This is a genomic window from Clostridium disporicum (assembly GCF_001405015.1).
GTDB classification, from domain to species: domain Bacteria; phylum Bacillota; class Clostridia; order Clostridiales; family Clostridiaceae; genus Clostridium; species Clostridium disporicum_B.
In genome coordinates this window covers 23,193-49,241 of the sequence record NZ_CYZX01000016.1, presented here as the reverse complement: position 1 = coordinate 49,241, position 26,049 = coordinate 23,193, and the positions used below count along the sequence as shown (strand labels likewise).

26 protein-coding genes and 9 tRNA genes are annotated in these 26,049 nt (G+C 28.3%); 26 read left to right on the top strand and 9 right to left on the bottom strand.

Annotation, left to right across the window (positions count from 1 at the left end; translation table 11 throughout):
- Positions 1 to 295: 295 nt before the first annotated feature.
- The 9 genes from ARA56_RS11350 to ARA56_RS11310 all read left to right on the top strand — a co-directional run bounded on the left by ARA56_RS11350 (position 296) and on the right by ARA56_RS11310 (position 1,710).
- Entirely contained in the window at positions 296 to 895 is a 600-nt protein-coding gene (locus ARA56_RS11350; protein WP_055266759.1) for a hypothetical protein, read from the top strand.
- A gap of 120 nt (positions 896 to 1,015) precedes the next feature.
- Positions 1,016 to 1,090, top strand: a tRNA-Glu gene (locus ARA56_RS11345).
- 8 nt (positions 1,091 to 1,098) lie between these two features.
- A tRNA-Val gene (locus ARA56_RS11340) sits at positions 1,099 to 1,174 on the top strand.
- Between the two features lie 5 nt (positions 1,175 to 1,179).
- Positions 1,180 to 1,256, top strand: a tRNA-Asp gene (locus ARA56_RS11335).
- Between the two features lie 25 nt (positions 1,257 to 1,281).
- Positions 1,282 to 1,356, top strand: a tRNA-Thr gene (locus ARA56_RS11330).
- A 6-nt stretch (positions 1,357 to 1,362) separates the two neighbouring features.
- Positions 1,363 to 1,437, top strand: a tRNA-Glu gene (locus ARA56_RS11325).
- Between the two features lie 9 nt (positions 1,438 to 1,446).
- A tRNA-Val gene (locus ARA56_RS11320) sits at positions 1,447 to 1,522 on the top strand.
- A 4-nt stretch (positions 1,523 to 1,526) separates the two neighbouring features.
- Positions 1,527 to 1,603, top strand: a tRNA-Asp gene (locus ARA56_RS11315).
- Between the two features lie 32 nt (positions 1,604 to 1,635).
- Positions 1,636 to 1,710 (top strand) — tRNA-Thr (locus tag ARA56_RS11310).
- Between the two features lie 144 nt (positions 1,711 to 1,854).
- Here ARA56_RS11310 and ARA56_RS11305 read toward each other — a convergent pair.
- The gene (locus ARA56_RS11305) at positions 1,855 to 2,844 is read right to left on the bottom strand and encodes an ATP-binding protein (protein WP_055266757.1); all 990 of its coding nucleotides are present in this window, start codon (positions 2,842 to 2,844) and stop codon (positions 1,855 to 1,857) included.
- Complete coding sequence (locus tag ARA56_RS11300; protein WP_172675766.1) at positions 2,837 to 3,820, bottom strand: DnaD domain protein; 984 nt, start codon at positions 3,818 to 3,820, stop codon at positions 2,837 to 2,839. Before ARA56_RS11300 ends, ARA56_RS11305 begins: the two co-directional genes overlap by 8 nt.
- 174 nt (positions 3,821 to 3,994) lie before the next feature.
- Here ARA56_RS11300 and ARA56_RS11295 point away from each other — a divergent pair, with 174 nt between their 5' ends.
- On the top strand, positions 3,995 to 5,170 hold the full coding sequence (locus ARA56_RS11295; protein ID WP_055266753.1) for a peptidoglycan DD-metalloendopeptidase family protein: 1,176 nt from the start codon (positions 3,995 to 3,997) through the stop codon (positions 5,168 to 5,170).
- An 18-nt stretch (positions 5,171 to 5,188) separates the two neighbouring features.
- Here the strand turns inward: ARA56_RS11295 and ARA56_RS11290 are convergent, their stop codons facing one another.
- The 4 genes from ARA56_RS11290 to ARA56_RS11275 form a co-directional block, all read right to left on the bottom strand.
- Positions 5,189 to 6,382, bottom strand: coding sequence for a S8 family serine peptidase (locus ARA56_RS11290; RefSeq protein WP_055266751.1), 1,194 nt, complete (start codon positions 6,380 to 6,382; stop codon positions 5,189 to 5,191).
- A 101-nt stretch (positions 6,383 to 6,483) separates the two neighbouring features.
- Positions 6,484 to 6,915, bottom strand: coding sequence for a DMT family transporter (locus tag ARA56_RS11285; protein ID WP_055266749.1), 432 nt, complete (start codon positions 6,913 to 6,915; stop codon positions 6,484 to 6,486).
- Positions 6,916 to 6,995: 80 nt separating this feature from the next.
- Positions 6,996 to 7,454: a dUTP diphosphatase gene (locus ARA56_RS11280; RefSeq protein ID WP_055266747.1), complete on the bottom strand. Its 459-nt coding sequence runs from the start codon at positions 7,452 to 7,454 to the stop codon at positions 6,996 to 6,998.
- Positions 7,455 to 7,602: 148 nt separating this feature from the next.
- Entirely contained in the window at positions 7,603 to 8,136 is a 534-nt protein-coding gene (locus ARA56_RS11275) for a hypothetical protein (protein WP_055266745.1), read from the bottom strand.
- Positions 8,137 to 8,418: 282 nt separating this feature from the next.
- Between ARA56_RS11275 and ARA56_RS11270 the strand changes: the two genes are divergently transcribed.
- The 7 genes from ARA56_RS11270 to rlmH all read left to right on the top strand — a co-directional run bounded on the left by ARA56_RS11270 (position 8,419) and on the right by rlmH (position 13,029).
- On the top strand, positions 8,419 to 9,678 hold the full coding sequence (locus ARA56_RS11270) for a UDP-N-acetylglucosamine 1-carboxyvinyltransferase (protein WP_055266743.1): 1,260 nt from the start codon (positions 8,419 to 8,421) through the stop codon (positions 9,676 to 9,678).
- A gap of 14 nt (positions 9,679 to 9,692) precedes the next feature.
- A complete protein-coding gene (locus ARA56_RS11265) occupies positions 9,693 to 10,484 on the top strand; it encodes an MBL fold metallo-hydrolase (protein WP_055266741.1) in 792 nt (263 codons plus the stop codon).
- A gap of 9 nt (positions 10,485 to 10,493) precedes the next feature.
- Entirely contained in the window at positions 10,494 to 10,649 is a 156-nt protein-coding gene (locus ARA56_RS16320; protein WP_070205693.1) for a CxxH/CxxC protein, read from the top strand.
- Positions 10,650 to 10,734: 85 nt separating this feature from the next.
- Positions 10,735 to 11,232 (top strand): SEC-C metal-binding domain-containing protein, encoded by a 498-nt coding sequence (locus ARA56_RS11260; protein WP_055266739.1) that lies wholly within the window; start codon positions 10,735 to 10,737, stop codon positions 11,230 to 11,232.
- Positions 11,233 to 11,305: 73 nt separating this feature from the next.
- On the top strand, positions 11,306 to 11,947 hold the full coding sequence (locus ARA56_RS11255) for a lactate utilization protein (RefSeq protein ID WP_055266737.1): 642 nt from the start codon (positions 11,306 to 11,308) through the stop codon (positions 11,945 to 11,947).
- A 94-nt stretch (positions 11,948 to 12,041) separates the two neighbouring features.
- On the top strand, positions 12,042 to 12,518 hold the full coding sequence (locus ARA56_RS11250; protein WP_055266735.1) for an Hsp20 family protein: 477 nt from the start codon (positions 12,042 to 12,044) through the stop codon (positions 12,516 to 12,518).
- A gap of 31 nt (positions 12,519 to 12,549) precedes the next feature.
- Entirely contained in the window at positions 12,550 to 13,029 is a 480-nt protein-coding gene (rlmH, locus tag ARA56_RS11245; protein ID WP_055266733.1) for a 23S rRNA (pseudouridine(1915)-N(3))-methyltransferase RlmH, read from the top strand.
- Positions 13,030 to 13,223: 194 nt separating this feature from the next.
- Here the strand turns inward: rlmH and ARA56_RS11240 are convergent, their stop codons facing one another.
- Positions 13,224 to 14,546 (bottom strand): FAD-binding oxidoreductase, encoded by a 1,323-nt coding sequence (locus tag ARA56_RS11240; protein WP_055266731.1) that lies wholly within the window; start codon positions 14,544 to 14,546, stop codon positions 13,224 to 13,226.
- 247 nt (positions 14,547 to 14,793) lie between these two features.
- Here ARA56_RS11240 and ARA56_RS11235 point away from each other — a divergent pair, with 247 nt between their 5' ends.
- Positions 14,794 to 15,135, top strand: coding sequence for a zinc ribbon domain-containing protein YjdM (locus tag ARA56_RS11235; protein WP_055266729.1), 342 nt, complete (start codon positions 14,794 to 14,796; stop codon positions 15,133 to 15,135).
- Between the two features lie 824 nt (positions 15,136 to 15,959).
- Positions 15,960 to 16,265, top strand: a complete 306-nt coding sequence (locus ARA56_RS11230; RefSeq protein ID WP_055266727.1) for a hypothetical protein — start codon at positions 15,960 to 15,962, stop codon at positions 16,263 to 16,265.
- 31 nt (positions 16,266 to 16,296) lie between these two features.
- Here the strand turns inward: ARA56_RS11230 and ARA56_RS11225 are convergent, their stop codons facing one another.
- Both ARA56_RS11225 and ARA56_RS11220 read right to left on the bottom strand, forming a co-directional pair.
- Positions 16,297 to 17,925 (bottom strand): DEAD/DEAH box helicase, encoded by a 1,629-nt coding sequence (locus tag ARA56_RS11225; RefSeq protein ID WP_055266725.1) that lies wholly within the window; start codon positions 17,923 to 17,925, stop codon positions 16,297 to 16,299.
- Positions 17,926 to 18,316: 391 nt separating this feature from the next.
- The gene (locus ARA56_RS11220) at positions 18,317 to 19,039 is read right to left on the bottom strand and encodes a lysophospholipid acyltransferase family protein (RefSeq protein WP_055266723.1); all 723 of its coding nucleotides are present in this window, start codon (positions 19,037 to 19,039) and stop codon (positions 18,317 to 18,319) included.
- Positions 19,040 to 19,269: 230 nt separating this feature from the next.
- Between ARA56_RS11220 and ARA56_RS16315 the strand changes: the two genes are divergently transcribed.
- The 7 genes from ARA56_RS16315 to ARA56_RS11185 all read left to right on the top strand — a co-directional run bounded on the left by ARA56_RS16315 (position 19,270) and on the right by ARA56_RS11185 (position 26,034).
- Positions 19,270 to 20,043, top strand: coding sequence for a staygreen family protein (locus ARA56_RS16315; RefSeq protein ID WP_070205692.1), 774 nt, complete (start codon positions 19,270 to 19,272; stop codon positions 20,041 to 20,043).
- Positions 20,044 to 20,107: 64 nt separating this feature from the next.
- Positions 20,108 to 20,182, top strand: a tRNA-Arg gene (locus ARA56_RS11210).
- Positions 20,183 to 20,419: 237 nt separating this feature from the next.
- Complete coding sequence (locus ARA56_RS11205; RefSeq protein ID WP_055266721.1) at positions 20,420 to 21,724, top strand: PTS sugar transporter subunit IIC; 1,305 nt, start codon at positions 20,420 to 20,422, stop codon at positions 21,722 to 21,724.
- 92 nt (positions 21,725 to 21,816) lie between these two features.
- Positions 21,817 to 23,283 carry a glycoside hydrolase family 1 protein gene (locus ARA56_RS11200; protein ID WP_055266719.1) on the top strand — a complete coding sequence of 489 codons (1,467 nt, stop codon included), beginning with the start codon at positions 21,817 to 21,819 and terminating at the stop codon, positions 23,281 to 23,283.
- Positions 23,284 to 23,323: 40 nt separating this feature from the next.
- The gene (locus tag ARA56_RS11195; protein ID WP_055266717.1) at positions 23,324 to 24,226 is read left to right on the top strand and encodes a helix-turn-helix domain-containing protein; all 903 of its coding nucleotides are present in this window, start codon (positions 23,324 to 23,326) and stop codon (positions 24,224 to 24,226) included.
- A gap of 71 nt (positions 24,227 to 24,297) precedes the next feature.
- Positions 24,298 to 25,173, top strand: a complete 876-nt coding sequence (locus tag ARA56_RS11190; RefSeq protein ID WP_242855939.1) for an ROK family protein — start codon at positions 24,298 to 24,300, stop codon at positions 25,171 to 25,173.
- Between the two features lie 33 nt (positions 25,174 to 25,206).
- Positions 25,207 to 26,034 carry an alpha/beta hydrolase gene (locus ARA56_RS11185; protein WP_055266713.1) on the top strand — a complete coding sequence of 276 codons (828 nt, stop codon included), beginning with the start codon at positions 25,207 to 25,209 and terminating at the stop codon, positions 26,032 to 26,034.
- Positions 26,035 to 26,049: the final 15 nt, after the last annotated feature.

Below are 26,049 nucleotides of genomic sequence, written 5' to 3'. Positions count from 1 at the left end.
AAATTAAAATTTAACAATACTAAATGAAATACACTACTGGCATATGTTTGTAGGTTTAAGTTAGCCTACCAAAATTAAAATTTGGAGAATTAAAGAAAACTCATACTCATATACGATTGAATGAGTAAGTTTCACCAACCAAATTAAAATTTAAATAGTTTAAGGAAACACACTACTCGCATACGCTCGTAGGTGTAAGTTCGCTTAACCAAATTGAAATTTGGAAGCTCACTTAATTCTATCACAGTAATATTAGTAAAAAAACTATGGAATACTATATTGAGAGGTGAGAGTATTGTTAGTTAAAATTATTGACCAAACTTTAGAGGATTATGAAAAAGAGTTTAAGGTTAGAAGGATGAATTATGATCAAGTAGTAGTAAATTATCCTAATAGTAAAGGTATTAAGGTATTTGATAATAATGAGATAGAATTTATCACAGAAAGTGAAGTAGATGAATTTTTAATAAAATATAATGATTTTTTAAAAATAAAATTAAATAGAGGAATATCAGTAGCACTATATAAGGCTCTTTTAGAAATTATAGAATCACAATTAAATATTGAATTTAAAAATTTAAACTTACTAAGAGATAAACATAATGTGAATAAAAGAGGTGTTTGGGAAAAAGAAATAATAGCTGTTATAAATAATAGTATTCCAGTTAAAATTTTAGCTGTAGGACAAAACTTTAAAAAAATAGGATTTAATATAACTTTAGATGAAATTAATAAAGATGAATTTTTTGAAATGTGTCTTTTTGAAATTGAAAAAATACGAAATGAAATAAAATTAAAAGAAGATTCATTAAGTAGATATGGTATGGCAATAGAAAATTTAAAAAAAGTAGAAAAAAATAAAAGTGCTGAAAAGCCAGTAAAAATGCTGACTTAAGGGTGAATAGTGATAAGCTAAAAATAAAAAATAAAAAAAAGTTTTTAAAAAGTGTTGACACCATATTTAATTTTATGTATTATAGTTAATGTGCTCGGCAGAGAACGAGCAAGAAACCTAGGCCCCTTGGTCAAGCGGTCAAGACACCACCCTTTCACGGTGGTAACAGGGGTTCGATTCCCCTAGGGGTCACCATTTAATACGGAAGCATAGCTCAGCTGGGAGAGCATCTGCCTTACAAGCAGAGGGTCACAGGTTCGATCCCTGTTGTTTCCACCATAAATGGCTCAGTAGCTCAGTTGGTTAGAGTGCCGGCCTGTCACGCCGGAGGTCGAGGGTTCGAGCCCCTTCTGAGTCGCCACTTTTTTAAAAAAACTATATAATATGCTGGTGTGGCTCAATGGCAGAGCAGCTGACTTGTAATCAGCAGGTTGTTGGTTCGACTCCGATCACCAGCTCCATTATATGGCCCCTTGGTCAAGCGGTCAAGACACCACCCTTTCACGGTGGTAACAGGGGTTCGATTCCCCTAGGGGTCACCATTTTAATACGGAAGCATAGCTCAGCTGGGAGAGCATCTGCCTTACAAGCAGAGGGTCACAGGTTCGATCCCTGTTGTTTCCACCATAATGGCTCAGTAGCTCAGTTGGTTAGAGTGCCGGCCTGTCACGCCGGAGGTCGAGGGTTCGAGCCCCTTCTGAGTCGCCAATTTAATTTTGGTGATAAAATATAATATTTATGCTGGTGTGGCTCAATGGCAGAGCAGCTGACTTGTAATCAGCAGGTTGTTGGTTCGACTCCGATCACCAGCTCCATGAAACTCTAGATAATTCTAGAGTTTTTTTGTTTTTATATTATAATACAAAAATTAAATTTATTTATAAAAAAGACACTTTACTTTGTAAAATTAATAGTTTAAAGATTTATTATTAATTTAAGTAAAGCGTCTTTCTTATTATTTATTGTTGTTGAGATCTCATTCTTGCAAGATTAAGCTTTATTCTAACATCATTACCGTAAAACTTAAAGAAAGTGAAATTACCAACTAAACGAGAATAAACTCTAGTAGTATAACTTTTTTCTATATCTGGAAGATTTAAATTTGTTGATATAATCATCTTTTTATTATTTAATAACTTTTTATTTATTAAGTTAAATAATTCATTAGTAGAAAAGTCTGTTACTTGTTCAGCTCCTAAGTCGTCTATTATTAGTAAATCACAATTTATTAATAAATCTTCAAGTACATAGTTATTATTGAAAGTTATTTCTCTTAAGTCTCTTATTAAATCGTTAGATGTCTTATAGATAACTAGATATCCTTTATCTAATAACTCTTTAGCAATACACCAAGATAAAAATGTTTTACCATTTCCTGATTCACCATAAAATAAAAGGTTAGTATTATCTGTATCGAAATTAGCTAAATAATTACCTCTTACAAACTCATAAATTTTCTCCATGTTTTTACGTTGAGAATTTTTATAATTACCGCTATTTTCAGAAGAAAATAACCTTATATCAAAGTTATTAAAATTGCAAGTAGCTAAGTTATTTGATAATTTAGAAGTTTCATAATATAAATTTACAAGTTTAGTTTTAAAGCAACTACATCTCTTAGTTCCTATATAACCAGTATCTTGGCATTTTGGGCATTGATAATGAAGTGTCAGATAATCTGTAGGATACCCATAAGACGTTAGTAACTCGTATTTTTGCTTTCTAAGCTCTTGTATATCAGCTTTAATATTATCTAAATCAGATTCAGATGCACCTTTTAATATAGCCATAGGTAAAGCTAAGGAAAGTTTTTGAATCGTATTATCTAATTCAATTATTTCAGGAGCTTTTTGAAGAATTTCATTTTTTCTATTTTTTAAATTACGATTTTCATCTTCACGTATTTTTTCGTAAATATTCATTAATTTTTCTTGATATCCCTTAATCATTGTTATACCATCCTAAAAGTTCTTTTTCCAAATCATCATAGTCTTTTGATGATTTATTATTAATATTTTGACCAATAAATCTTTTGCTATTATTGCTAGTATAGTTCCCCTTAGATGGAGTAATGCCAGAAGGTTTTGAATCTTTTTCTTCAATAGCAGCAATTGTTTTTAGGTTATTCTTATTCCAGTTAGATAAGATTCCGTCAATGTATTTAAAATCTGCTCTATTTAAACGTTGGAAACATATATTGCAAGCTTTTTCTATAACATCTAGAGGAAAATTAAAATCATTTATCCATTTATCTAACATTTCTTCTTGTGGTTTCATTAATTCAGGATTTTTAATACCTAAATAATTTAGAATATGTCTAATTTTTATCCATTTATCTTCATTTTTCTTGATATAGTTTTGAGCTTCTTCGACTGTGGTTATATTCATATCTTTCCAAGCCATCGCTACCTTTTCTATATATCTATAATCACTTTTTCCACGAGATACACAATATTCAAAAAGAATCAGTATTAATTCTGATGAGAAATTGAAATCATCTTGCCAACTCAAGTAAGTAGTCATTTCTTTAGGAGATAGAGGTCTTCCTAAAAGTCTTTCAATATCATTTAGCATATCCTTAGTTGAATTTTTATTTAATGCTTGAAGTAAGTTTATTTCTTTACTTTGAGATTTAGATTCTTTAACTAAATCAACAAATTCAATATTAAAATTACCCATTTTATCAATTGGAATAAGCTTTATTAGTCCTTCATCATTCCAATAATTTAAGGCATTTAGTACATCAGATTCAAGCAAATTTAATGAAGTAGCTAATATTGATGATGTTACACCCATTTCACCACAAGTATTATATTTAAGCATTAATAGATATACCTTTATAAATTCTCCACGGGCTTTAGGCATATATTTCTCTATAAATATATTACTAACGGGAGTAAAGTCTAGTTGTTTATTTTTTAGCATAAATGTGCTCATAAATATTCTCTACCTTTCTTGAACTATTACGTTTAAGCTAATTATAACAAAGGTGATATTAACCCTCAACATAACAATTAAAGAAATGATATGTATATTATTTTACTTCTTGGGAAAATTAAAAAATGTTGTAAATAAAACTAAAAAAGAGGAGTGATAAAAATGTACTCGCAGAAGAAGGATGAAAAGTGTGTCATACGAAAAACCACTTTATCCTTAATAGTATTAACAATATTGTTATTTCTTATATCAGAAATAACTAATGGCTATAGTATACATGGAAATAGGAAAACAGTTCAGTGTATTAATGTTATTAATGATTCAAATGAAATACCACAAGGAGTTTATTTGGCAAATTCAAGTGATATTTCTAATAACTATAATGATATTGTTAATTTGGAGAGTAAGAATCTAAATGCAAATATAGATAATATAAATAGAAATGTTAATGGCTTTGCTATAACTGTAGATAATAATATTTTTGGATATGTACTAAGTGCTCAAGAAAAAGATGAAATAATTGAGAGTGTATGCGAAAGTTATATTAGAGAATTAGGAGTTAATGTTGAAGATATATCTTATATGAAGATAAATGGAAATATAAAAGTGACGCCTACTGAATTAAAGTTGTGTCAATTGAGTAATAGTAGTGAAATATCAAAAGATATTTATGAGGCATCTATAATAAATAAAAGTTTGTTGGATTTAGAGTTAAGTTTAAGAACCTTTCAAGAAGAAAATATAGAATCACCAGTTATAGTTGAAGAAGATAATAGTATATATATGGGTGAAGAAGTTATTGTACAAGGATCTGATGGAACAAAAGAAGTTTATAAGGAAGTCGTATATGATGGACTTACGAAAGTAGAAGAAAATATATTAAATGAGAACGTATTAGTAGAGCCTATAGCTACTGTAGTATATAGAGGAAGTAAAAATCCATACTATGATGGAGTAAGTTTTTTAGAGAGACCAGTAGATGGGGGATATATATCATCATATTATGGAGAAGATAGAGTTAATTCGTATCATAAAGGACTTGATATAGCTGAAAATCTTGGAGAAGATATAATAGCTTCTTTCGAAGGTAAAGTAATATATGCTGGATATAATGATGGAGGGTATGGAAATTTAGTTATAGTTCAGCATAGTGACGATATGAAAACATATTATGCTCATTTAAGTGAGATATACGTGTCTCTAAATCAAGAAGTGAAAAAAGGAGAAATAATAGGTGCTGTAGGAAGTACTGGATATAGTACTGGACCTCATTTACATTTTGAATTAAGGATAAATGAAACACCTGTAAATCCTCTTAATTATATAGTCAAAAAGTAAAAGTGCTTTATGGCACTTTTACTTTTTAAATAATTTATTTAAATTTATACATCCTTCTCCCTGAGTATTTAGTGGTAGATCTAAGTTAGTAGATGAAGCTGTTAACATAGATACTATATCATCAAAGGAGAGTGTAGGTGTAAGTTCATATAATAAAGCACATATACCAGATATATATGCAGCTGATATAGATGTGCCGCTAAAGCTTTTGTATGAAGATGAAAGTTTAGGTGCATATATTTTAGTATTATTTTTTTCAGATATATAAGATGTATTACAGTTAAGAGATACAATATCTACACAAGCAGCACAAAAATTAGGTTTAAAATCTTTTTTTGGAGCACCTGTAGATGAGTATTCATAAGGAGTTGTTTTTGAAGTGGTATCTAGACCACTTACTGTAATAGCATTTTTACTTAGAGCTATTCCCATAATAGAGCCTTCAATACTATTACTTCCACTAGGAAGTATAGGTGTAATACCTAAATCAACAGCTTTTTTTAGTATTTTATCAAAAAGTGAGAATATAAATTTATCATGATTTAAGCTTTCAAAGGGTAAACATAAAATTTTTATATTATACTTAGGACTTATAGATATTAACTCATTTATAGCATATAGTACATCTGAGACATATCCTTTTCCTAATCTATCAAAAGCTTTTATCACATGAAGCTCTGAGTTAGGAGCAATTCCTTTATATATTCCATTAGAGGATTCACCATTACCAGCAATGACTCCACAAGTGCATGTACCATGTCCGTTATCATCATATGGGAATGAGAGACCATTAATTAAGTCTGTGAAGGTAGCAATTCGATTAAAAGGTGTTGTTAAATCACGGTGAGGATATACACCAGAATCAATTACTCCAATACCTACCCCCCGACCAGAAGCATTTATACTATTAGATAATCTAACTCTATTAGCAGTTTGTACGCTTATACCACAAAGATTAAAAAATTGATCTAAGCATATATATTCAACTTCAGGGTATTCTAATAATCTATTTATAGATTGAGAGTTTAAAATAGCACATATAATATTATCAATATTAATATTTCTTAATATAGTTCCTTTATATGATAAGATTCTTTTTTCAATAGAATCCTGAAAGTTTCTACATTTAATTAAAACCCTATAACTCCTAGATGTATTAAATTCCATATAATTTTTAAGATTAGAGTCTAGTTTTTTATTTAAAGAGAACATAAAAAACTCCTTAAAATTAATCCACATTATATAGTATAAAACTAAGGCTATTTTTGTTAATTAAGAAAAGAAAAAAAGTGCGAAGTACACTTCGCACTTTTTTAATGCTTCCATTTAAAGATTACAATACCTGCAATCATAACGATTACTCCTATTATTTGGCTTATTCCAAAACTACTTCTTTCTGAGCCAAATAAACCAAAGTAATCTATAAGTCCAGCTGAAGCTAATTGAGCAACTAAAATAGTTCCAATTCCAAGGGTAGTTCCTAATGAACCAATACTAACCATAACAGTATAAGTAATTACTACGCCTATAAATCCCCCTAATAGATAGAGTTTATTGACTTCTTTTATAGCACCAAAATCACCTTTTCTGAAAAAGCATAAAATTATTAATGCTAATGCTAAGCCTGTTGCTTGAACTATTGTAGTAGTTTCCCATGAACCTATTTTTTCATTTAGCCTAGTATTAAATACGCCTTGAATAGTCATTGATATGCCTGAAATAATAGCACATATAAATCCAATCATTAATAATCACCTCAAGTATATTATGTGAAATTAATGGATTAATTATATAAAAAAAAGAAACTCTTTTGAGTTTCTTAATATTAATCTCCATAAATAAAAGAATTTATTATATCTTTTTCAGAATATCCAAGAGTTACTCCAAGACTTAAAGTATCTTCCAATAAAGTTAAAAAGTGATCAGAAGATGTTGATACTATTAAATCATTTATATCTATATATAAATTTAAGAATTGGTCACTTAAACAATAATCATTTGGTTTAAGTTGTACCTCATAATCTGATATATATTCTCTATATAATCCTAAGCTAATTATATGAGCAAGAAAATCAACATATTTTTTAAATATAATGTCTTTATTTAAGCTTGAAGAAACATTTTCTAAGTAAGTATAGCATTTAGTTTCTTCAGCAATTGAGCCTAATTTAACATGAAGCTCAAGATGCTTTCTAACCCACAGCTTATATTCAGGAAGCTCATGGTTTATTAAAAGTTGCTTATTTTTTTCAAGTTGTGATTCAACTATAGATGAAATATTCATAAATAACCTCCTAATTAGGATTAATATAATATATTTTACAGAAAGAATTTACTCTTGAAAAGGTTGGTAAACGAATACAAAAAAATAAATTTTTATAAAAAAAGCACTGACTATAAAAAATAGTCAATGCTAAAAATCTAATAGAAAATTAAAAATCTTTTAAAGGATATGTTTGAATTAAAGTTTCTCTCCTAGTATTAGATATTTTCCATAATTCTAGTCTATTTACTTTTAAAGTTGAAAGGTTAAATCTTGAATCTAATGGAGCGATAACTCTTTTATTGTCTTTGTTATTATAACTTATATTAGCTAAAGTAAGCTGTAAATTTTTATCAGATTCAATTCCTTTAACATTAAATCCATGTAATTGAAGGTTATCAGATAATAATCTATTTAATCTTTTAATATATCCAACATCTTCGATTTCTAAATTTAATGTTTTACTAGAATCACAAATGCTAACTTTTGAAGAAACCTCTACTTTAAAATTTTTATAAGGCTTAACTATTTTATCAACAACTGTATTAAGCTTATCTATATTTGGATTTTCTAAAATTTCTAATGGAATATATGGAATTGGAGAGTTTCTGTTAGCTCTATATTTTTTTGATAAATTTCTTTGTATAGGGCTTAAGTTTTTGTATGATTCATCATCGAATAATGCAACTAGATAATATTTCATATTATAACCTCACAAGTAAATTTTTGTATATACTTTCTAAAAATTATATCATATTAGTATATAGGTTTTCAAACAATATATTCACTAATATAATATATACGGTGAAAATAAAGGATTTTTGGCAGAAAAAAACCTATTAACTACTTATTAGTTTATGATATAATAAATGAGGTTAACTTAAAAGAGGAATAGTTAAAAAATTACCTCTTGAGATATATTTTGGATAATTTTATGAAAAATAGGATAGATTAATGTATATAAAAATAGATAAGGGTGAATAGGATGGAAACTTTAATTATAAATGGAGGCAATGCCTTAAGAGGGTCTGTTGAAATTAATGGTGCTAAAAATGCAGCAGTTGCCATTTTACCAGCGGCAGTTTTAGCAAGTAATCAAAAGTGTATTATTGATAATATACCGGACATAGAAGATGTTCATTGTTTAGAAAGAATATTACAAAGTCTTGGATGTGTTGTAAACAAAATTAATAATAATACTTTAGAAATAGATGCTACTGATATAACAACTGTAAATGCATGTACAGAAGATGTAAGAAGAATGAGAGCATCTTATTATTTTATAGGCTCTTTATTAGCTAGATTTAAAAAAGCTAGGGTTGAACTTCCAGGTGGATGTCCTATAGGGGTTAGACCAATAGATCAACATATAAAAGGATTTGAGGCATTAGGAGCTAAAGTAACTATAGAACATGGGGCAGTTTCAGTAGAAGCTGATGAATTACATGGTGCAAATATTTTCTTTGATGTTGTTTCAGTAGGAGCTACTATAAATGTAATGATAGCAGCTACTATGGCAGAAGGAACAACTATATTAGAAAATGTAGCAAAAGAACCTCATGTAGTAGATGTAGCTAATTTCTTAAATAAAATGGGTGCTGATATAAAAGGTGCTGGAACAGATGTTATAAGAATTAAGGGTGTTAAATCTATAAATGGATGTAATTATAGTGTAATTCCAGACCAAATAGAAGCAGGAACATTTATGATAGCTGCAGCAGCAACAAAAGGTGATGTAACTATAACTAATGTTATTCCAAAGCACTTAGAATCAATTTCTGCAAAGCTTATGGAAGTTGGAGCTATAGTTGAAGAGGGTGATGACAGTATTAGAGTTACTGTTGATAAACCTTTAAAGGGAGTAAATGTAAAGACAGCTCCATATCCAGGGTTCCCAACAGATGTACAACAGCCAATGGCAGCTCTATTAAGCATAACTGAAGGAAGAAGCTTAGTAGTAGAAAGTATATGGGAAAATAGACATAAGCATACTGATGAATTAAAGAAGATGGGTGCTGTAATCAAGGTTGAAGGAAGAACAGCTATAATAGATGGTGTTGAATCTTTAGCAGGAAGCAGAGTTAGAGCTACAGATTTAAGAGCTGGAGCTGCAATGGTAATAGCAGGATTAATAGCTAATGGAGAAACTGAAATAATAGATATAGAACACATAGATAGAGGATATCCTCATATTGAAAATAAATTTAGAGCTTTAGGAGCTGACATAAGAAGAGAAGATAGATAATTGGGGGAAAACAAATGATATTTTGCTCATTATATAGTGGAAGTAGTGGAAACAGTATTTTTGTAGGATCTGAAAAAGCTAAAATATTAATAGATGCTGGGTTACCAGGGAAAAAGATAGATGAAGCTTTAAAGAGTATTGGGCAAAAGGCGGAAGAACTTGATGGAATATTCATAACACATGAGCATAGCGATCATATTAAAGGTGTAGGTATTTTATCAAGAAAATATGATATACCTATATATGCCCCGCGAAATACATGGCAGGCTATGGAAAAAAGCATTGGAAAGATAAAAGAGCATAATATAAAGGTTATGGATAAAAGATCCGTAGTATCAATAAATGATTTAGATATTAAATCATTTAATATACCTCATGATGCAGCAGCTCCAGTTGGATATACAGTGAACCTAGGTAATAAACAAGCTAGTGTTGCAACTGATTTTGGAATATTTACTAAAGAAATTTGGGATAATATTAAGGATTCAGAAGTTATGCTTTTAGAAAGTAATCATGATGTAAGTATGGTTGAGTATGGTCCATATCCATATAACTTAAAAAGAAGAATTTTAAGTGAGATAGGCCATTTATCCAATGAAGATTGTGGAAAAGCAATAGTTAATATATTAAAAGCTGGATTAGGAAAGAAAATAATATTAGGACATTTAAGTAATACTAATAATCATCCAGATTTAGCATACCAAACTGTTGTTGATGTATTGACGAATAGTGGAGTTAATATCGGATCAGATGTTATTCTAAGCATGGCTAATAGAAATAATCCAAGTGAAATAGTAAAGCTGTAGGTGAAAATTATGATAAAGTATGTATGTGAAGAACATATAGATGATATTATGGATGACTTAATTAACGAATATGAAACATTCCCTATTATGGAAGAATGTGAAGACAAGCAATGTGAGTATTGTAAGAATAGAAGTAAGTATTTAGTTAAAATAACAGATGCTTAAGTATTGAAAAAGATAGTAAATATTTAGTATAATTATGTAATAAGATAACATGTAATATAACATCGTAAGAAGAGGAGAAATTACAATGAGTTTATATAAGCAATGGACAGATATGGTTGTAGAGTACGTTAAGACAAAAGGTGAAAATGCTTTCTGGGCAGAGTACACTAAGATTGAAAGCAGAATCTATAAGGATTTATTAGCAAAACATACTGAAGTTCAAACAATAACAATTGCTGAGTTTGCTAAGAAATATGATACAACAGAAGAGTTTATCATGGGATTCGTTGATGGAATAAATGAAAGCTTAAAGACTGTATATGACTTAGAAAATTTAACTGCTAATGATGAAATAGCTTTAGATATCGATTTAGAAAAATTATACTTCAATATGTTAGAAGCTAAGGCTGAATACTTATATAACTTACCACAATGGGATGCTATATTCTCAGAAGAAAAGAGAAAAGAAATTCAAAAAGCATACAGAGAATCAACTATGGTTAGAAATGAAAACAAAGTTGGTAGAAACGATGCATGTCCATGTGGAAGCGGAAAGAAATATAAGAAATGTTGTGGAAAATAATATAGTTTACAAAAGAGCTTTGAATATCAAGGCTCTTTTTTTATAAGTTGTATTAAATAAAAGGAGAGAGTTTATGGATAGTAATGTTAAATGGGTAAATGAAGAGAAAATATTAAGAACTATTAATTCATTAGAAAAGAATAATATGAATGGGTATATTGTAAACAGCAAAGAAGAGTTGATAGATATGATAATAAGCCTAACTAATGAAGGGGATAAGGTGAGTTGTGGAGGATCTATGTCACTAGTGGAGACAGGCGTTATGGATCATTTAAGAAGTGGAAGATATGACTTTTTAGATAGAGCAAAAGAAGGCTTATCAGCAATGGATATAGATAGAATATATAGAGAAAGCTTTTTTGCAGATGCGTATTTTTCAAGTACGAATGCAATTACTGAAGATGGAGAGTTGTATAATGTAGATGGAAATGGTAATAGAGTTGCAGCTCTTTTATTTGGGCCAAAGAAGGTTATAATAGTTGCAGGGGTAAATAAGATAGTTAAGAACTTAGATGAGGCTATAAAAAGGAATAGAGAAATCGCAGCACCAGCAAATGCAAAGAGATTAAATAAAAGCACTCCATGTACTAAGGTTGGATACTGTATGGATTGTAAGAGTGCAGAAAAAATATGCAGAGAATATACTCTTATAAAAAGTCAAAAAGATAAAAATAGAATACACGTAATCTTTTTAAATGATAGTATAGGATATTAATATTTAAAGTTAATTAATACGTATGTTTTTGTATCAATATATGGTCAAATTAAATAAAGTATATTAAGTTATAATTATTATGATGGAGGATACTATGTTTGATGTATTTTCATACGTATTTTCTAATGTATTTGACTCTGTAATAAACAATAGTCAATTAATAGATAATATAGTAGATAGTGTGCTAAATAGTGATATTGTAAATGATATGGTTAATACTCTAGAGAATATGGTAAACTTAAATATAGATTGTAAAGAGTATAAAAGAAAATATTTGATAGAAGCAGATTTACCAGGGGTTTCAAAAAAAGATATAGATATAGATTATACCAATAATTATATATCTATAAATATAAAGAGAAATCAAGTATTCTCTAATGGTAAAAATGTTGCTATAGCTGTAATACAAGGTGGAAATGATATATCAAAAGATTTTTATGTGGAAAATATAGACCCATATAATATTAAGGCCGTTTTTAAAGATGGAAAGTTAAAAGTATATATACCAAAGAAGGATAGGTTAAAAGAAATAAGTCCTATAGTAGAAGTTAGTGATTATACTTGTGAATGATATTTAGTATTTAACATAGGAGGAAAGATAGATGAACATAACTGTAATTTCAGTAGGAAAGTTAAAAGAAAAATATTTAAAGTTAGCAATAGACGAATATGCAAAAAGGCTAGGGAGATACTGCAAACTAGATATAATAGAATTACCGGATGAAAAAACTCCAGATAATGCATCGGAAAAAGAGGAGTTAATTATAAAAGATAAAGAAGGACAACTAATATTATCTAAGATTAAAGATAATATGTTTGTTATAGCTATGGACTTAAATGCTAAACAGATGACCTCAGAAGAGTTCTCAAAGTTTATTGAGACTCAAGGGGTTATGGGTAACTCTAACATAACTTTTGTTATAGGAGGCAGTCTAGGGTTATCACAAGATGTTATTAAGAGGGCAAATTATAAAATATGTTTTTCTAAGATGACATTCCCACATCAATTATTTAGAGTAATGTTATTAGAGCAAATATATAGAGCTTTTAGAATAATGAAGAATGAACCGTATCATAAGTAAAGCTACAATTCTTAGATTTGATCAGTAAATTATCTGATTCGCGTAATAATATTATCTAAAAAGATATTGAAACTGTAAGCGTATATTCTAAATGGAGGTAAGAGTAAAATTTTATATAAAGAAAATAATAAGAAATAAGCTTAAGAATACTCTCATTCTAAAGCTTATTTCTATTATTAAAGAAGATAATTAAATTATCTTATACCTTGTTGAAAGTCAAAGGTATTAAAAGGATCATATTTTTTATTTATTCGTTGAAGATAGATAGAGTTATCTCCGTAATATTCATATAGATAATTATCAAGTGGATAATATGGAAAGTTTATATATGAGCCATCTGTTATATTATAAATAAATCTTGATTTTTCTTCTATCCACTTAGTATTTTCAGCTTTATATTCGTTATCTTCAAAGTCAGACTCGATAGCAATAATATAATTGCTATTTCTATAGTAAAAAGCTGTATCAGATTTATCTATTTTACTTACTTTACCTCCAAGGCCATATAGATTTAATAAAGTGGTTTGAGAGCCTTCAGGACGTTGTTCGTTTATTATATCAACTAATTTTGAAATCTCATCATAAGAGTATTCTCTAGATACGAATCTACTATATGAAGTAAACCGTTCATATTGATTATAGAAAGATCCAATTATTTCAGTAGATTGAAGGAAAGAGACATTTTCATAAGTTAAATTGCAACCTTCTATATTCATAAAAGGTGATAAAATATCCATTAATTCATTAGGGGTTCCATAGAGTAGTCCAGTACAGTAAATATAATAACCATCGTAAGCTGAGTTTGCTATACTAGATTTCATATTTATTTTATCTGGAGAATTAGTTATCCAATGCTGCCATGTATCTAAGAATTTTATTTGATTATCTTTATTGATATTTGAGTAATAAATATTAAAAGTAGTAACTAAATCAACTTTTGGAGGTAGATTGAATGTTAATGAAACAACTATACCAAAGTTTCCACCACCACAACCTTTTAAGGCCCAGAATAAGTCTGAATTAGTATCTTTATTTGCAGTTAGTAAAGAACCTTCATAATTAACTAATTTAACTTCTACTAAACTATCACAGGAAAGTCCTAAATATCTACTTGAATATCCCCAACCACCACCAAGAGTTAATGCTGCTATGCCAACTGTTGGAGAGGAGCCACCAGGGAATGGATAACCGTTCGATCCAAGAAAGTTATATAATTGGCCTAATAGAGCGCCACCTTCTGCAGTAAAAGTATTATTTTCATAGTTAATATTAATTCTGTTTAAATTACTAATATCTATAATAAATAATCCATCATCAATAGAGAAACCTTCATAATTATTACCACCAGAACGAATTCTAAGCTTAAATCTATTTTTTCTTGCAAATAATACTGCTTTTTTTACATCATCAAATGTCTTGCAATATGCAATTGCAGTTGGATATTTATCTATAGATTTATTCCATTCTTGTCTAGCATCATCATAATAATTACTTGAAGGAGTAATTACTTCAATCATTTTAATCACCGCCCATAAATATTAAATTAGGTTATAATCTATATTATTTATTTAGGGCGTATAAGGTTAATAAATTATTTTAAAAATGCAAAAACTAGACTAAACGTTAAGGTTTGTCATTATTAATAGACTATGATATCATAAAGACCTACAATTAGTTCCTCGTATTAATTTTATTAAATTAGTATTATTAGTTTATAAATGAGGAATAACAATAAATTTATTTACAAGTGGAGGAAAGTGAATTATGGATAATCTACCAAATTGCCCAAAATGTAATTCAGAATATACTTATGAAGACGGAAATCTATTTATTTGTCCAGAATGCGGACATGAGTGGAATACACATTCTGTAAGTGAAAATAATGAGGATGAGTTAGTTGTTAAAGATGCTAATGGAAATATCTTAAAAGATGGTGATTCTGTTACAATAATAAAAGACCTTAAAGTAAAAGGTGCCTCATCTGCTTTAAAAGCTGGTACAAAGGTTAAAAATATACGTTTAGTAGATGGAGACCACAATATAGACTGTAAAATTGATGGATTTGGAGCTATGAGCTTAAAATCTGAATTTGTTAAAAAGTTATAATTAATAAGACTAAGCTATTTGAACTATCTTGTTTATTTAAAACTAAGTAATTCAATTAACTTAGTCTTTTTTTTATAGATTTTATATAATATTTTAATTAAACATGATTTTATTAAAAGAAAAATATAATCTAACCTTATTAAAAATAATCATAAACATCTATTATAATTATATGTATTAAAAATATAATCATAGTGTGTTTAAAAATTATGATTTTTTACTTTATAAAAATATCGAAATAAGAAATATTATGGATAATAATGTAATAACCATAAATTTCATGTAAAAATATAATATAATTTGCTCCATCTGTTTTTATAATATATGCAAGCAAAAATATGAAAGTTATAGAATTAATTACATTAAATTACATAACATATATTTACAAAGAAATAAATATAAAAAAATACTTCAATTTTCAGAAAAATAATTTTAAAACAAAAGTATAGATAGGTTGAATAATATAGAATCAAATGTATTATAAAATCATAAAAAATAGTAAAATTATATAAAATATAGTTTTAAATGATTTATTTAATAAATAAAAAGTTGTTTTTATAGTAATATAATAAAAAATTATTAATTAAATATTTTGGGGTTAAATACAAATGAGAGAAGCGAAAAAATAAAAAATGAAATTATAATATTAATATATTTTAATATAATGAATATTCTGAATAATATTCTTGGAGATGATTTTATGCTTATATAAAAGTTTTTAAATTATCTTAAATAGGTTGTACTATTCTGAATAATATGTTGTAATAAATATAATTTATCAAAAAAGACAAAAATATAGTTAAGGATAAATTGGAGGAATTTTTATGGGAAAAATAACTAGCAAGAATAATGATTTATTAAGAGATGCAAAACAAAAAACGTCACCAAAAATATATAGTCTTTTATTAGATTTGGTTAATGATGGTAGAGAAGACCTAGCTGAAATGGTACTAAAAATAGATTATTTAATAGAATATGCAAATAAATCAATCAAAGCAAAAGATTTTGAAGAAGCAAAAGAAGCTATTCAGAAGGCTGAAGAAAGAACTAAGATGCTTAAAAGAGCTAAAGCAGATGTGGAACATTTAACTTACTTAATAGAAGGTGTAAACAAAAAGCTAAAGAAGTGATAAAACACTTCTTTAGCTTTAATTTATGTTATTATTTATTTTTTCTATCTCTGTTGAATCCTTTATTTTTACCGCCACTTTTGCCACCTTTTCCTTTTGAACCAGTAGCTACTTCAACGTTTATCTTTCTCTTATTAATCTTGTTTCCTGAACATTTAGTTAATACTTGTTGGTGGATTGCTTCATCAACATTTACAAATGTGAAGTTTTCCATTATATCAACATTTCTTATTTGAGAAGCTCCAACTTTAGCATTATCTTTTATGTAATTTATTAAATTCTTTATTGTTAATCCATCTCTCTTACCAGCTGAGAAGAATAATCTTACGTCTTGACTCTTAGGTGCAACTAAAGCATCTGTTGAATAGTCAAATGAAAGGTTAGTATCAAATTGACTCTTCATTAATGAAGCAATAACTTCAACTGCATCATATCTTTCATTTAATTCTTTAGCAACATCTACAAACTTATCATAATCTTTAGCATCAATTATTGAGCTAACTTCATTTATCATATTAGCAAACTTATTGTTGTATATTTCTTGAACTGTAGGTACAGATTTCTTTATGATATCACTCTTAGTTGTATTACGAATTTGTCTTAAGTATCCAAATTCTCTTGGAGTGATTATGCTGTAAGCAGTTCCTTCTCTACCAGCTCTACCAGTTCTACCTATTCTATGTACATAAGATTCGATATCTTGTGGTAATTCATAGTTAATTACGTGAGTTACACCTTCAACGTCTATACCTCTTGCAGCAACATCAGTAGCTACTAAGAATTTTAAAGCTCCATCTTTGAATTTCTTTAAAGTTTTCATTCTTTGAACTTGAGACATATCTCCGTGCATACCTTCAACCATGTAACCTCTGCTTTGCATAGCTGTTACTAAATCATCTACACCTTTTTTAGTTCTACAGAAGATGATTGATGATTGTGGCATATCAAAGTCTATAAGTCTGCAAAGAGCTTCAAATCTTTGATCTCCATGAACTTCGTAGAAGTATTGAGTTATTTTTGATGCAGTCATTTCTGTTTTAGCAATAGCTATATGTTTAGCATCATCTTTTAAGTATTTCTTAGTTAATTTTTTTATTGGTGCTGGCATTGTAGCTGAGAATAATAAAGTTTGTCTTTCTTCAGGAATACTCTTCATGATTTCTTCCATGTCATCAATGAATCCCATGTTTAACATTTCATCAGCTTCATCTAAAACAAAAACTTCTACTTTATCTAATGGTAAATTTCCTCTTCTAATATGGTCTAATACTCTACCAGGAGTTCCTACTACAATATTAGCTCTTTTTAAGTCTCTAGCTTGATGATGAATAGGTGCTCCACCGTATACAGCAACTATGTTAAGTTTTTCGTACTTTGTTAATTTAATTAACTCATCATGAACTTGTAGTGCTAATTCTCTTGTAGGTGCTAATATTATAGAAGCTATTGAATCTCTATTTTTTATGTTGTTTATTATCGCACAACCAAATGCAGCAGTTTTACCAGTTCCTGTTTGAGCTTGACCTATTATGTCAAAGCCTTGTAAAGTTACAGGAAGACTTTCTGCTTGGATTGGAGATGGTGATGTGAAGCCTAAATCATCTATAGCTCTTAATAAACCTTCTCTTAATCCTAAATCTTTAAATGTTAAATTTGTCATATAATACCTCTTTCTTATTTATGTTAATTACTATTTCTCTAGAGTTAAAAACCTATATATTTAAATCAATTTAAATTACGTTACTTTTTATCGACTTTACTAAGTATATAGTAAAATCTAAGTTTATGCATCAAGTATTTATTGTAAAATAAAAAAATAATATCAGAAATACCATAGAAAACGTTGTCATTTACATAAAAAGTAATTGAAGGTAAGAATATAGGTTTGACATTTAAAAATAAACATTTAAAATAATAAAGCGAGATAGCTATTTATTAATAACCAAATAGACTATTGTGTTATTGTGTCATTAAGAGTAAATGGTATTTGAAATGCCATTTACTCTATTTTTTTATAAAAAAATGACTTGAATATTCAAGCCATTTTTAAATTACTTAGGTAATTTTGAACAAATTATTTCTTCAATTTTAGATGGTAAATTATCAATTTCCTCTTTAGTTAATGAAGAAGTATCAATTGGAGCATGAATTGTTAGATCTACATTTGCAGGTTTGATCCAAGGTCCATTACCATGTTCCATGATTTTATAAGAACCATTCATAGTTACAGGTATAACTGGAACTTTTGATTTTGTAGCTAATTTAAAGCTGCCAGCTTTAAATTCACCAGTTTTATCCCCACGACTTCTTGTACCTTCAGGGAAAATAACCATATTATAACCGGCTTTAAGATTTTTAATTCCATGAATGATAGCTTCGCTAGATTTTCTAAGACTGCTTCTATCCATGAACACGCACTTCATTAATCTCATCCAAGTTCTAACTAGTGGAATTTTTTCAGTTTCTATTTTAGCAACAAAACCTATTAATATAGGCATAGTAGAAAGATATATTGGAATATCAAAGTTACCTTGATGATTACCTATGAATAATACAGTTTTATCATTAGGTATATTTTCAATACCATTAACATTTATTTTTACACCAGCTATTTTCAATAGTGATTTAGCCCAAAGACTTGTGCATTTATGAATAAGTTTCTTACTTTCTTCAATTCTATCTTTTTTTATTAAGTAGTTAACTCTAAAAACAAAAGGTATGCTTATTATTAAACTAATAGCAAACCAAATAAACCAAATTATAGTTCTAATCATATTCAATTCAACCCCTTAAATTTATAAACTTATTTAAAGTATACTATAAGTAAAATTTAAAATCTATGCTTTTATTGGTTGAAAGTATAGTTATAAAGCTTTGAAAATAGCAACTTTTTTAAATTTTAAAGACCAAATTAAACCAAAAATAAAGGATAATATTTGTAGTGAACAATAAATTTTAAAAACATATAATGAAATTAACTAAAAATTATAAGAGGAGACTTAAAGTGTCTAAATTTATTCCGGAAAAATTATTTGTAGAATATAAAGACATAGATATCAACAATAAAAAAGATAGAAAATATACATTAACTCATTCTGATGAAACAGCAGATTTATTTTTAACTATAGATAAAAAATATAACTATGAAAAAACAAATGAAACAAGAGATGAAGTATTAGCTGAATGGAAAGAGAGTGATGGGAGATATATATTAAAAGTATATCTTCAAATAAGTTTAGATTCAGATTTGTCTAAAACTATTATTAGAGATAAGATTTTTAGAGAAGAGCTTCCATTAGCGTTAAAGGCAATAGTTTATGGAGATAAAGAATTCTTAAAAGAAAATTCGGAGTTATATAAAGCTAAGGTTATAGTTAGTTTTAAGTCAGATACACCTAAATACAACAAGGTTGAAGAGTGGGGAATAGTTTTAGATTATTTAGGTGATTATAGTAGATGTAATAAGGGTATATCAAAATTACATGTAAGAGATACTAAAAATAATGAAATAGAAGAAGCTTTAATAAGAGTGTTAGCACTATATATAAAAATTCAGGTAAATATTTTTGCTGGTAGAGACGCTACTTATTGTTTGAGAGATGCAGAGTTATTATATTCTAAAAAAATAAATAAAGATGATTATTTACAAGATGAATATGAAGTAGCTATAGGACTAAAAATAGGAATTCCTACACCAATATATAATAATTTTATTATAATATTCTTAATTAAAGATAATGTGATTAATATCAAAGATTCTAAGATGATAAATATGTAAAATAGGCAAAGTAGAAAAATTTGACATATATAAATAGATGTAATAAAATATATTTAGCTAGTGTGCTCTCATAGTTCAATGGATAGAATAGTCCCCTCCTAAGGGATAGATACAGGTTCGATTCCTGTTGGGAGTACCAGTAAAAATCCACAACCTTAATAAAAAGGATTGTGGATTTTTTTTATATAAGTAAGAATTCGAATATAAGTAAAGTTGTATGAAAATTTCACTTTTTGAAAAAACAACATATTTGTATAATATATAATTTAAGTAAAGGTTTTAATTTTTTAAGGTCTTTTTTTGAAAAATCACATACCCAATATATGTAAACGATATTAAAATTTAAATTGTAAACAAATAAAAGGGGGAGAAAAAAATGAGTTTTTTTGACAAATTTCAAAGCGGAATAGAAAAAGTAATGGGACCTTTTGCTAATGTAGTATCAACTAATAAGTTTATAAGAGCATTAACAGCTGGGTTTATGGCAACTATGCCAATTTCTTTAGGAACAGCAGCAATTGCAGTATTAGGAAATCTACCTATTACTCCATGGCAAAATTTCTTAGTAAGTATGGGACTATATCAAGTTGCACAAGATTTTATATCATTAACGTTATCATTATTAGCTATTTATGTAGTTATAAGTATTTCTTATAACTATACAAAGATTGAAGGAAAAAATGCTATCACAGGAGCAGTAGTATCAGCAGCAGTATTTATTACATTAATGCCAATTAAAACTTCAGAAATTGATGGAGTTATGGCTACGTCATTGTTGACAAGTAATATGGGAAGCAATGGTATTTTTGTTGCTATGATCGTAGGTCTATTAACACCTTGGATTTTTTGTAAATTAATGAATAAAAACTTAAAATTAAAACTTCCGGATTCAGTACCACCTATGGTTGCTGATTCATTAGCACCAACATTTGTTGCAATGATCTTATTCTTTGGGGTATTCATGATTAAATGGGGTATTTCTTTAACATCATATGGAGATATATTTACATTTATAACAGAGGTAATTTCTAAGCCAGTTATGTATTTTGGTACATCACCTTGGGCATTGATTTTTATGTATTGTTTTATGAATTTATGTTGGTTCTTTGGGATTCATCCAAGTCCTATATTGAGTTGTTATATACCAGTTTTAATGGCAGCAGGTACTGCAAATACAGAAGCTTTCTTAGCAGGACAAGCATTACCATACTTAACATTCTCTATAGTAGGTGCGGCAGTATATGTTGGAGGAAACGGTAATACTTTAGGATTATGTATTGCGACGTTGTTTGCAAAATCTGAAAAGTATAAATCAATGAGAAAGTTAGTTATACCAGCAAATATATTTAATATTAATGAACCAATTATTTTTGGATTCCCAACAATGTTAAACCCACTATACTTTATTCCAATGGTATTTACATCTTTAGCATCTGGGGCTGTAGCAATATTATTAGTTAATATTCTACCAGTGACATTAAATCCAACTATATCTTTACCATGGGTTACTCCTGGATTTGTTAGTTCAGTAATGAGTGGTGGATTAAATCTATTATTAATATGGGGAGTATCAGTAACAATTCATTTCTTAATGTACTTACCATTCTTTATGGTAGATGATGCTAATGCTTATAAAGATGAACAAGAAATGTTAAAGGCAAGTGAAATTGCTGCTGATTAATATAAAAGGAATAAAGAAAAGTTGAATTTTTATTAATTCAACCTTTCTTTATATTGAATATTGAAATTTAAAATGGTGAGAGGAGTATTATTATGAGTTTTCCTGAAGGATTTTTATGGGGAGGAGCTACAGCTGCTAACCAATATGAAGGTGGATATATTAGTGGAGGTAAAGGATTAGCGACTGCAGATGTAATTACAGATGGTGATCAACATACACCGCGAAAAATAACAATTGAATTAGAAGATGGAACAAAAAAGGCTATAAATAGATTTGAAGATTTACCAAAAGGAGCTAAGGCATACATAGATGAAAATATATATTACCCAAGTCATGTAGCAACAGATTTTTATAATCATTATAAGGAAGATATTGCATTAATGGCTGAGATGGGATTTAAGTGCTTTAGAATGTCTATAAATTGGTCAAGAATTTTTCCAAATGGCGACAATAAAATACCAAATGAAGAAGGTTTAAAATTCTATGATGATGTATTTGATGAATTACTTAAGTATGGAATTGAACCTGTAGTAACAATTAATCATTTTGATATTCCATTAAATTTAGCTATTGAATATGATGGATGGTTAAATCGTAAGACTATTGGTTTCTTTGAAAGATATTGTGAGACTATATTTAATAGATATAAGAATAAGGTTAAGTATTGGATGACATTTAATGAGGTTAATTTCTTAAGAGATTATACTACATTAGGAATAACTGAAGCATCAAATTTACAGAGGCAACAACAAGCTATCTATAATTTATTATTAAGCAGTGCAAAGGTTGTTATTTTAGGCCATAAGATTAATCCAGAATTTAAAATAGGATTGATGGTAGCAAATATACTATTTTACCCTGAAACTTGCAATCCTAATGATGTAATAAAAACTATGGAACTAGATAGAGGATTTAAGGATTTTTATTTAGATGTACAAGTTAGAGGATATTATCCATCTTATAAGCTTAAAGAATTAGAAAGATTAAATATAACCTTAGAAAAAGAGGATGAAGATGATGAGATACTAAAAGCAGGTACAGTAGATTATATAGCATTTAGTTATTATAACTCTGGTGTTGTTTCAACAAAGGAAGATAAGAATAAGACTGGAGGAAATCAATTAGGAGGAGTAAAAAATCCTTATTTAGAAGAATCACAATGGGGATGGCCTATAGATCCTCAAGGTATAAGAATAGTATTAAATAGATTATACGATAAGTATCAAAAACCATTAATGATAGTAGAAAATGGTTTAGGGGCAATAGATAATGTTGAAGAAAATGGATCAATAAATGATGAATATAGAATAGATTATTTAAGAAAACATATAGTTGAAATGAAAAAAGCTGTTGAATATGATGGAGTAGATTTGATGGGATATACACCATGGGGATGTATTGATTTAGTATCAGCTGGTACTGGAGAGATGAAGAAGAGGTATGGATTTGTTTATGTTGATATGGATGATAAGGGAAATGGAACATTAAAAAGAAGTAAGAAAAAATCATTTGAGTGGTATAAGAAGGTTATTGAATCTAATGGAGAAATACTTGATTAGTAGTTAATAAAATTTATTAGTGAAATGGGGAGAGGTTATTATGGTAGATGTTCAAGAATCGGATCAAGTTATAAAGGTATTTAATGTTGGTGATACTGTATATTTTGAATATAAAAATGAGTATGAACCTTTTGAAAAGATAGGTGAACCATGGATAAATGATCCCCATAATATATGCACTTATTGTGATCAATTTTCAACTGGTAACGGGGTAATTGGGAGGCATTGGCATGAGTCTCTAGAAATAATATATATGGTCCAAGGCAGTATTGAAGTTACTACGGCGAATGGAAATATATTAGTAGGTGATGGAGAGGCAATTGTTATAGGTGGAACTACATTGCATGGCATAAAATCAATAAGTAGTAGTGGTAATCATCAATGTCTACACATTAAGTATGATTTCTTATTAAAATATTTAAATCGTGATGATTTTACATTAAAGATATTCAAGATAAGTAATATATCAAAATTTTTGTTTTATTATGAAAATGTTATAAAACATATAGAAGTTAATAATTATATTTCTCAAATGAAATATAAGGCTAATCTATTATTATTATTAACTACTATTGTTGAAGATGAGAATTATGCTAAAGAGAATATTGTTACTAGTAATTTTAATGATACGATAAATAAAATAATTTACTATATAAATTTTAATTATAAAGAGAATATAACTTTAAATTATGTAGCTGAAAAATTTAATTATACGCCACAAAATATTTCAATATTATTTAAAAAGTGCTTGGGAAAAACATTTCATAAATACTTAACAGAAATAAGATTAGAGAATGCAGTACATTTACTTTTAAACTCAGATAAAAAAGTTATAGATATATCTTTAGAGTGTGGCTTTCCAAATGAAATGGCATTTATAAATAAATTCAAATTGAAATATAACATGACACCTAATGCTTATAGAAAAAACAAAAGTAAATGATAGGATATAAGCTTCAGAATGAAAGTAATGAATATTAAATAAAAAGACTTGAGATTATGAGGAGAAAAAGAATGTATTTAGGAATTGATATTGGAGGAACTTTTATAAAATATGCATTAATAGATGAGAATAATAATGTAGTAGAAAAGTGGAAAAAGCCTTCTGAAATGAAAGAAAGTAAAGATGAATTTTATGATTATTTATGTGATGGCTTAGAGAATTATGAGTATGAAGCGATAGGTATATCAGCACCTGGAGTAATTGATAGTAATTCTAATGTATTATCTAAAGCAGCTCCCAATGTATGCGTTATGTGTGGCACAAATGTAAATGAAGAGGTATCAAAAAGGACAAGCAAGAAGGTTTGCACTCTTAATGATGCTAAAGCAGCAGGATATTGTGAGTTTAAAATAGGCAATGGTAAAGGGACTAAGTCTAGTGCTTATTTTGTAATTGGAACTGGAATTGGTGGATGCATTTGTGATGACCGTGGAGTTATCAAGGGGATGAATGGTATAGCAGGAGAATTTTCCCCTTTATTATTAGATTATAAGAATGGAAAAGGAAAGTTTTTTGCTACAATTGCTTCGATGTCAGCTTTAATTGATATTTATAATAGCAAAACTACTGAATGCTTAAAATATGGTACAGACGTATGTGAGAAGTATTTAAATGGTGATAAAATAGCAGTAGAAGCCATTAATGATTGGGTAGATAACATTTGTGTAGGTTTATATAACATTGTTTTATTCTTTAATCCTCAGGTCATATGCTTAGGTGGTGGAATTAGTGAAGAAGATTGGTTTATTGATCTTGTAAGAAAAAAATTTAGTAGTATGAAGGTATATTTTATGGATATATGTACTACTAAGATTGAACGTTGTTTATATAGCAATGATTCAAATATTTTAGGAGCAGTTTTATATGCAAAAGAAAATATAGCATAATAATTTTTGATAGATGTAAAAGGGGAGAATACTATGGCACAATTAAAAGTAGACTTTATGTCAAAAACATTAATGAGAACAGTTAGTATTAATGTTATTTTACCTGTAGATAAGTTGGTGTTTGATAAAGAGGAAGAAGTTAAACCTTTTAAAACTTTATACTTACTACATGGTATATTTGGAAATAATGGTGATTGGATTAGTGGAACAAGAATACAATCATGGGCTCAAGAAAAGAATATAGCAGTAGTAATGCCTTCGGGAGAAAATAAGTTTTATATAAATAATGAGTACACTTGTGAGAGATTTAGCGACTTTATAGGTGAAGAACTAGTTGAAATGACAAGAAGGATGTTCAACTTATCTCATAAGAGAGAAGATACTTTTATAGCTGGATTATCTATGGGGGGATATGGAGCCATAGTTAATGGACTTAAGTTCTATAATACATTTGGATATGTAGCAGGACTTTCATCAGGACTTGTTTTAGATGAAGTTGTATATGGGACAGAAGAAGGAATAACGGCTATGATGGGTGGTCGCCAATATTACACAGGGGTATTTGGTGATGTATCAAAGATAAAAGGAAGCGATAAAGATTATGAAGCATTAGCTAAGAAATTATCTGGAGTAGAGGCAGCTCCTAAGATATACTTATGTTGTGGCACTGAAGATTTCTTAATAGATGCGAATAGACAGTTTAGAGAAGTATTAATAGAAAATGGTTTTGATGTAACTTATGAAGAGGGACCAGGAGAGCATAACTGGTATTTTTGGGATGAATATATTTTAAAAATATTAAATTGGCTTCCATTAAGTGAATCAGTTCAAGGTATTAATAGTGGAAATGTAGGGATATAATAACTTATATTAATT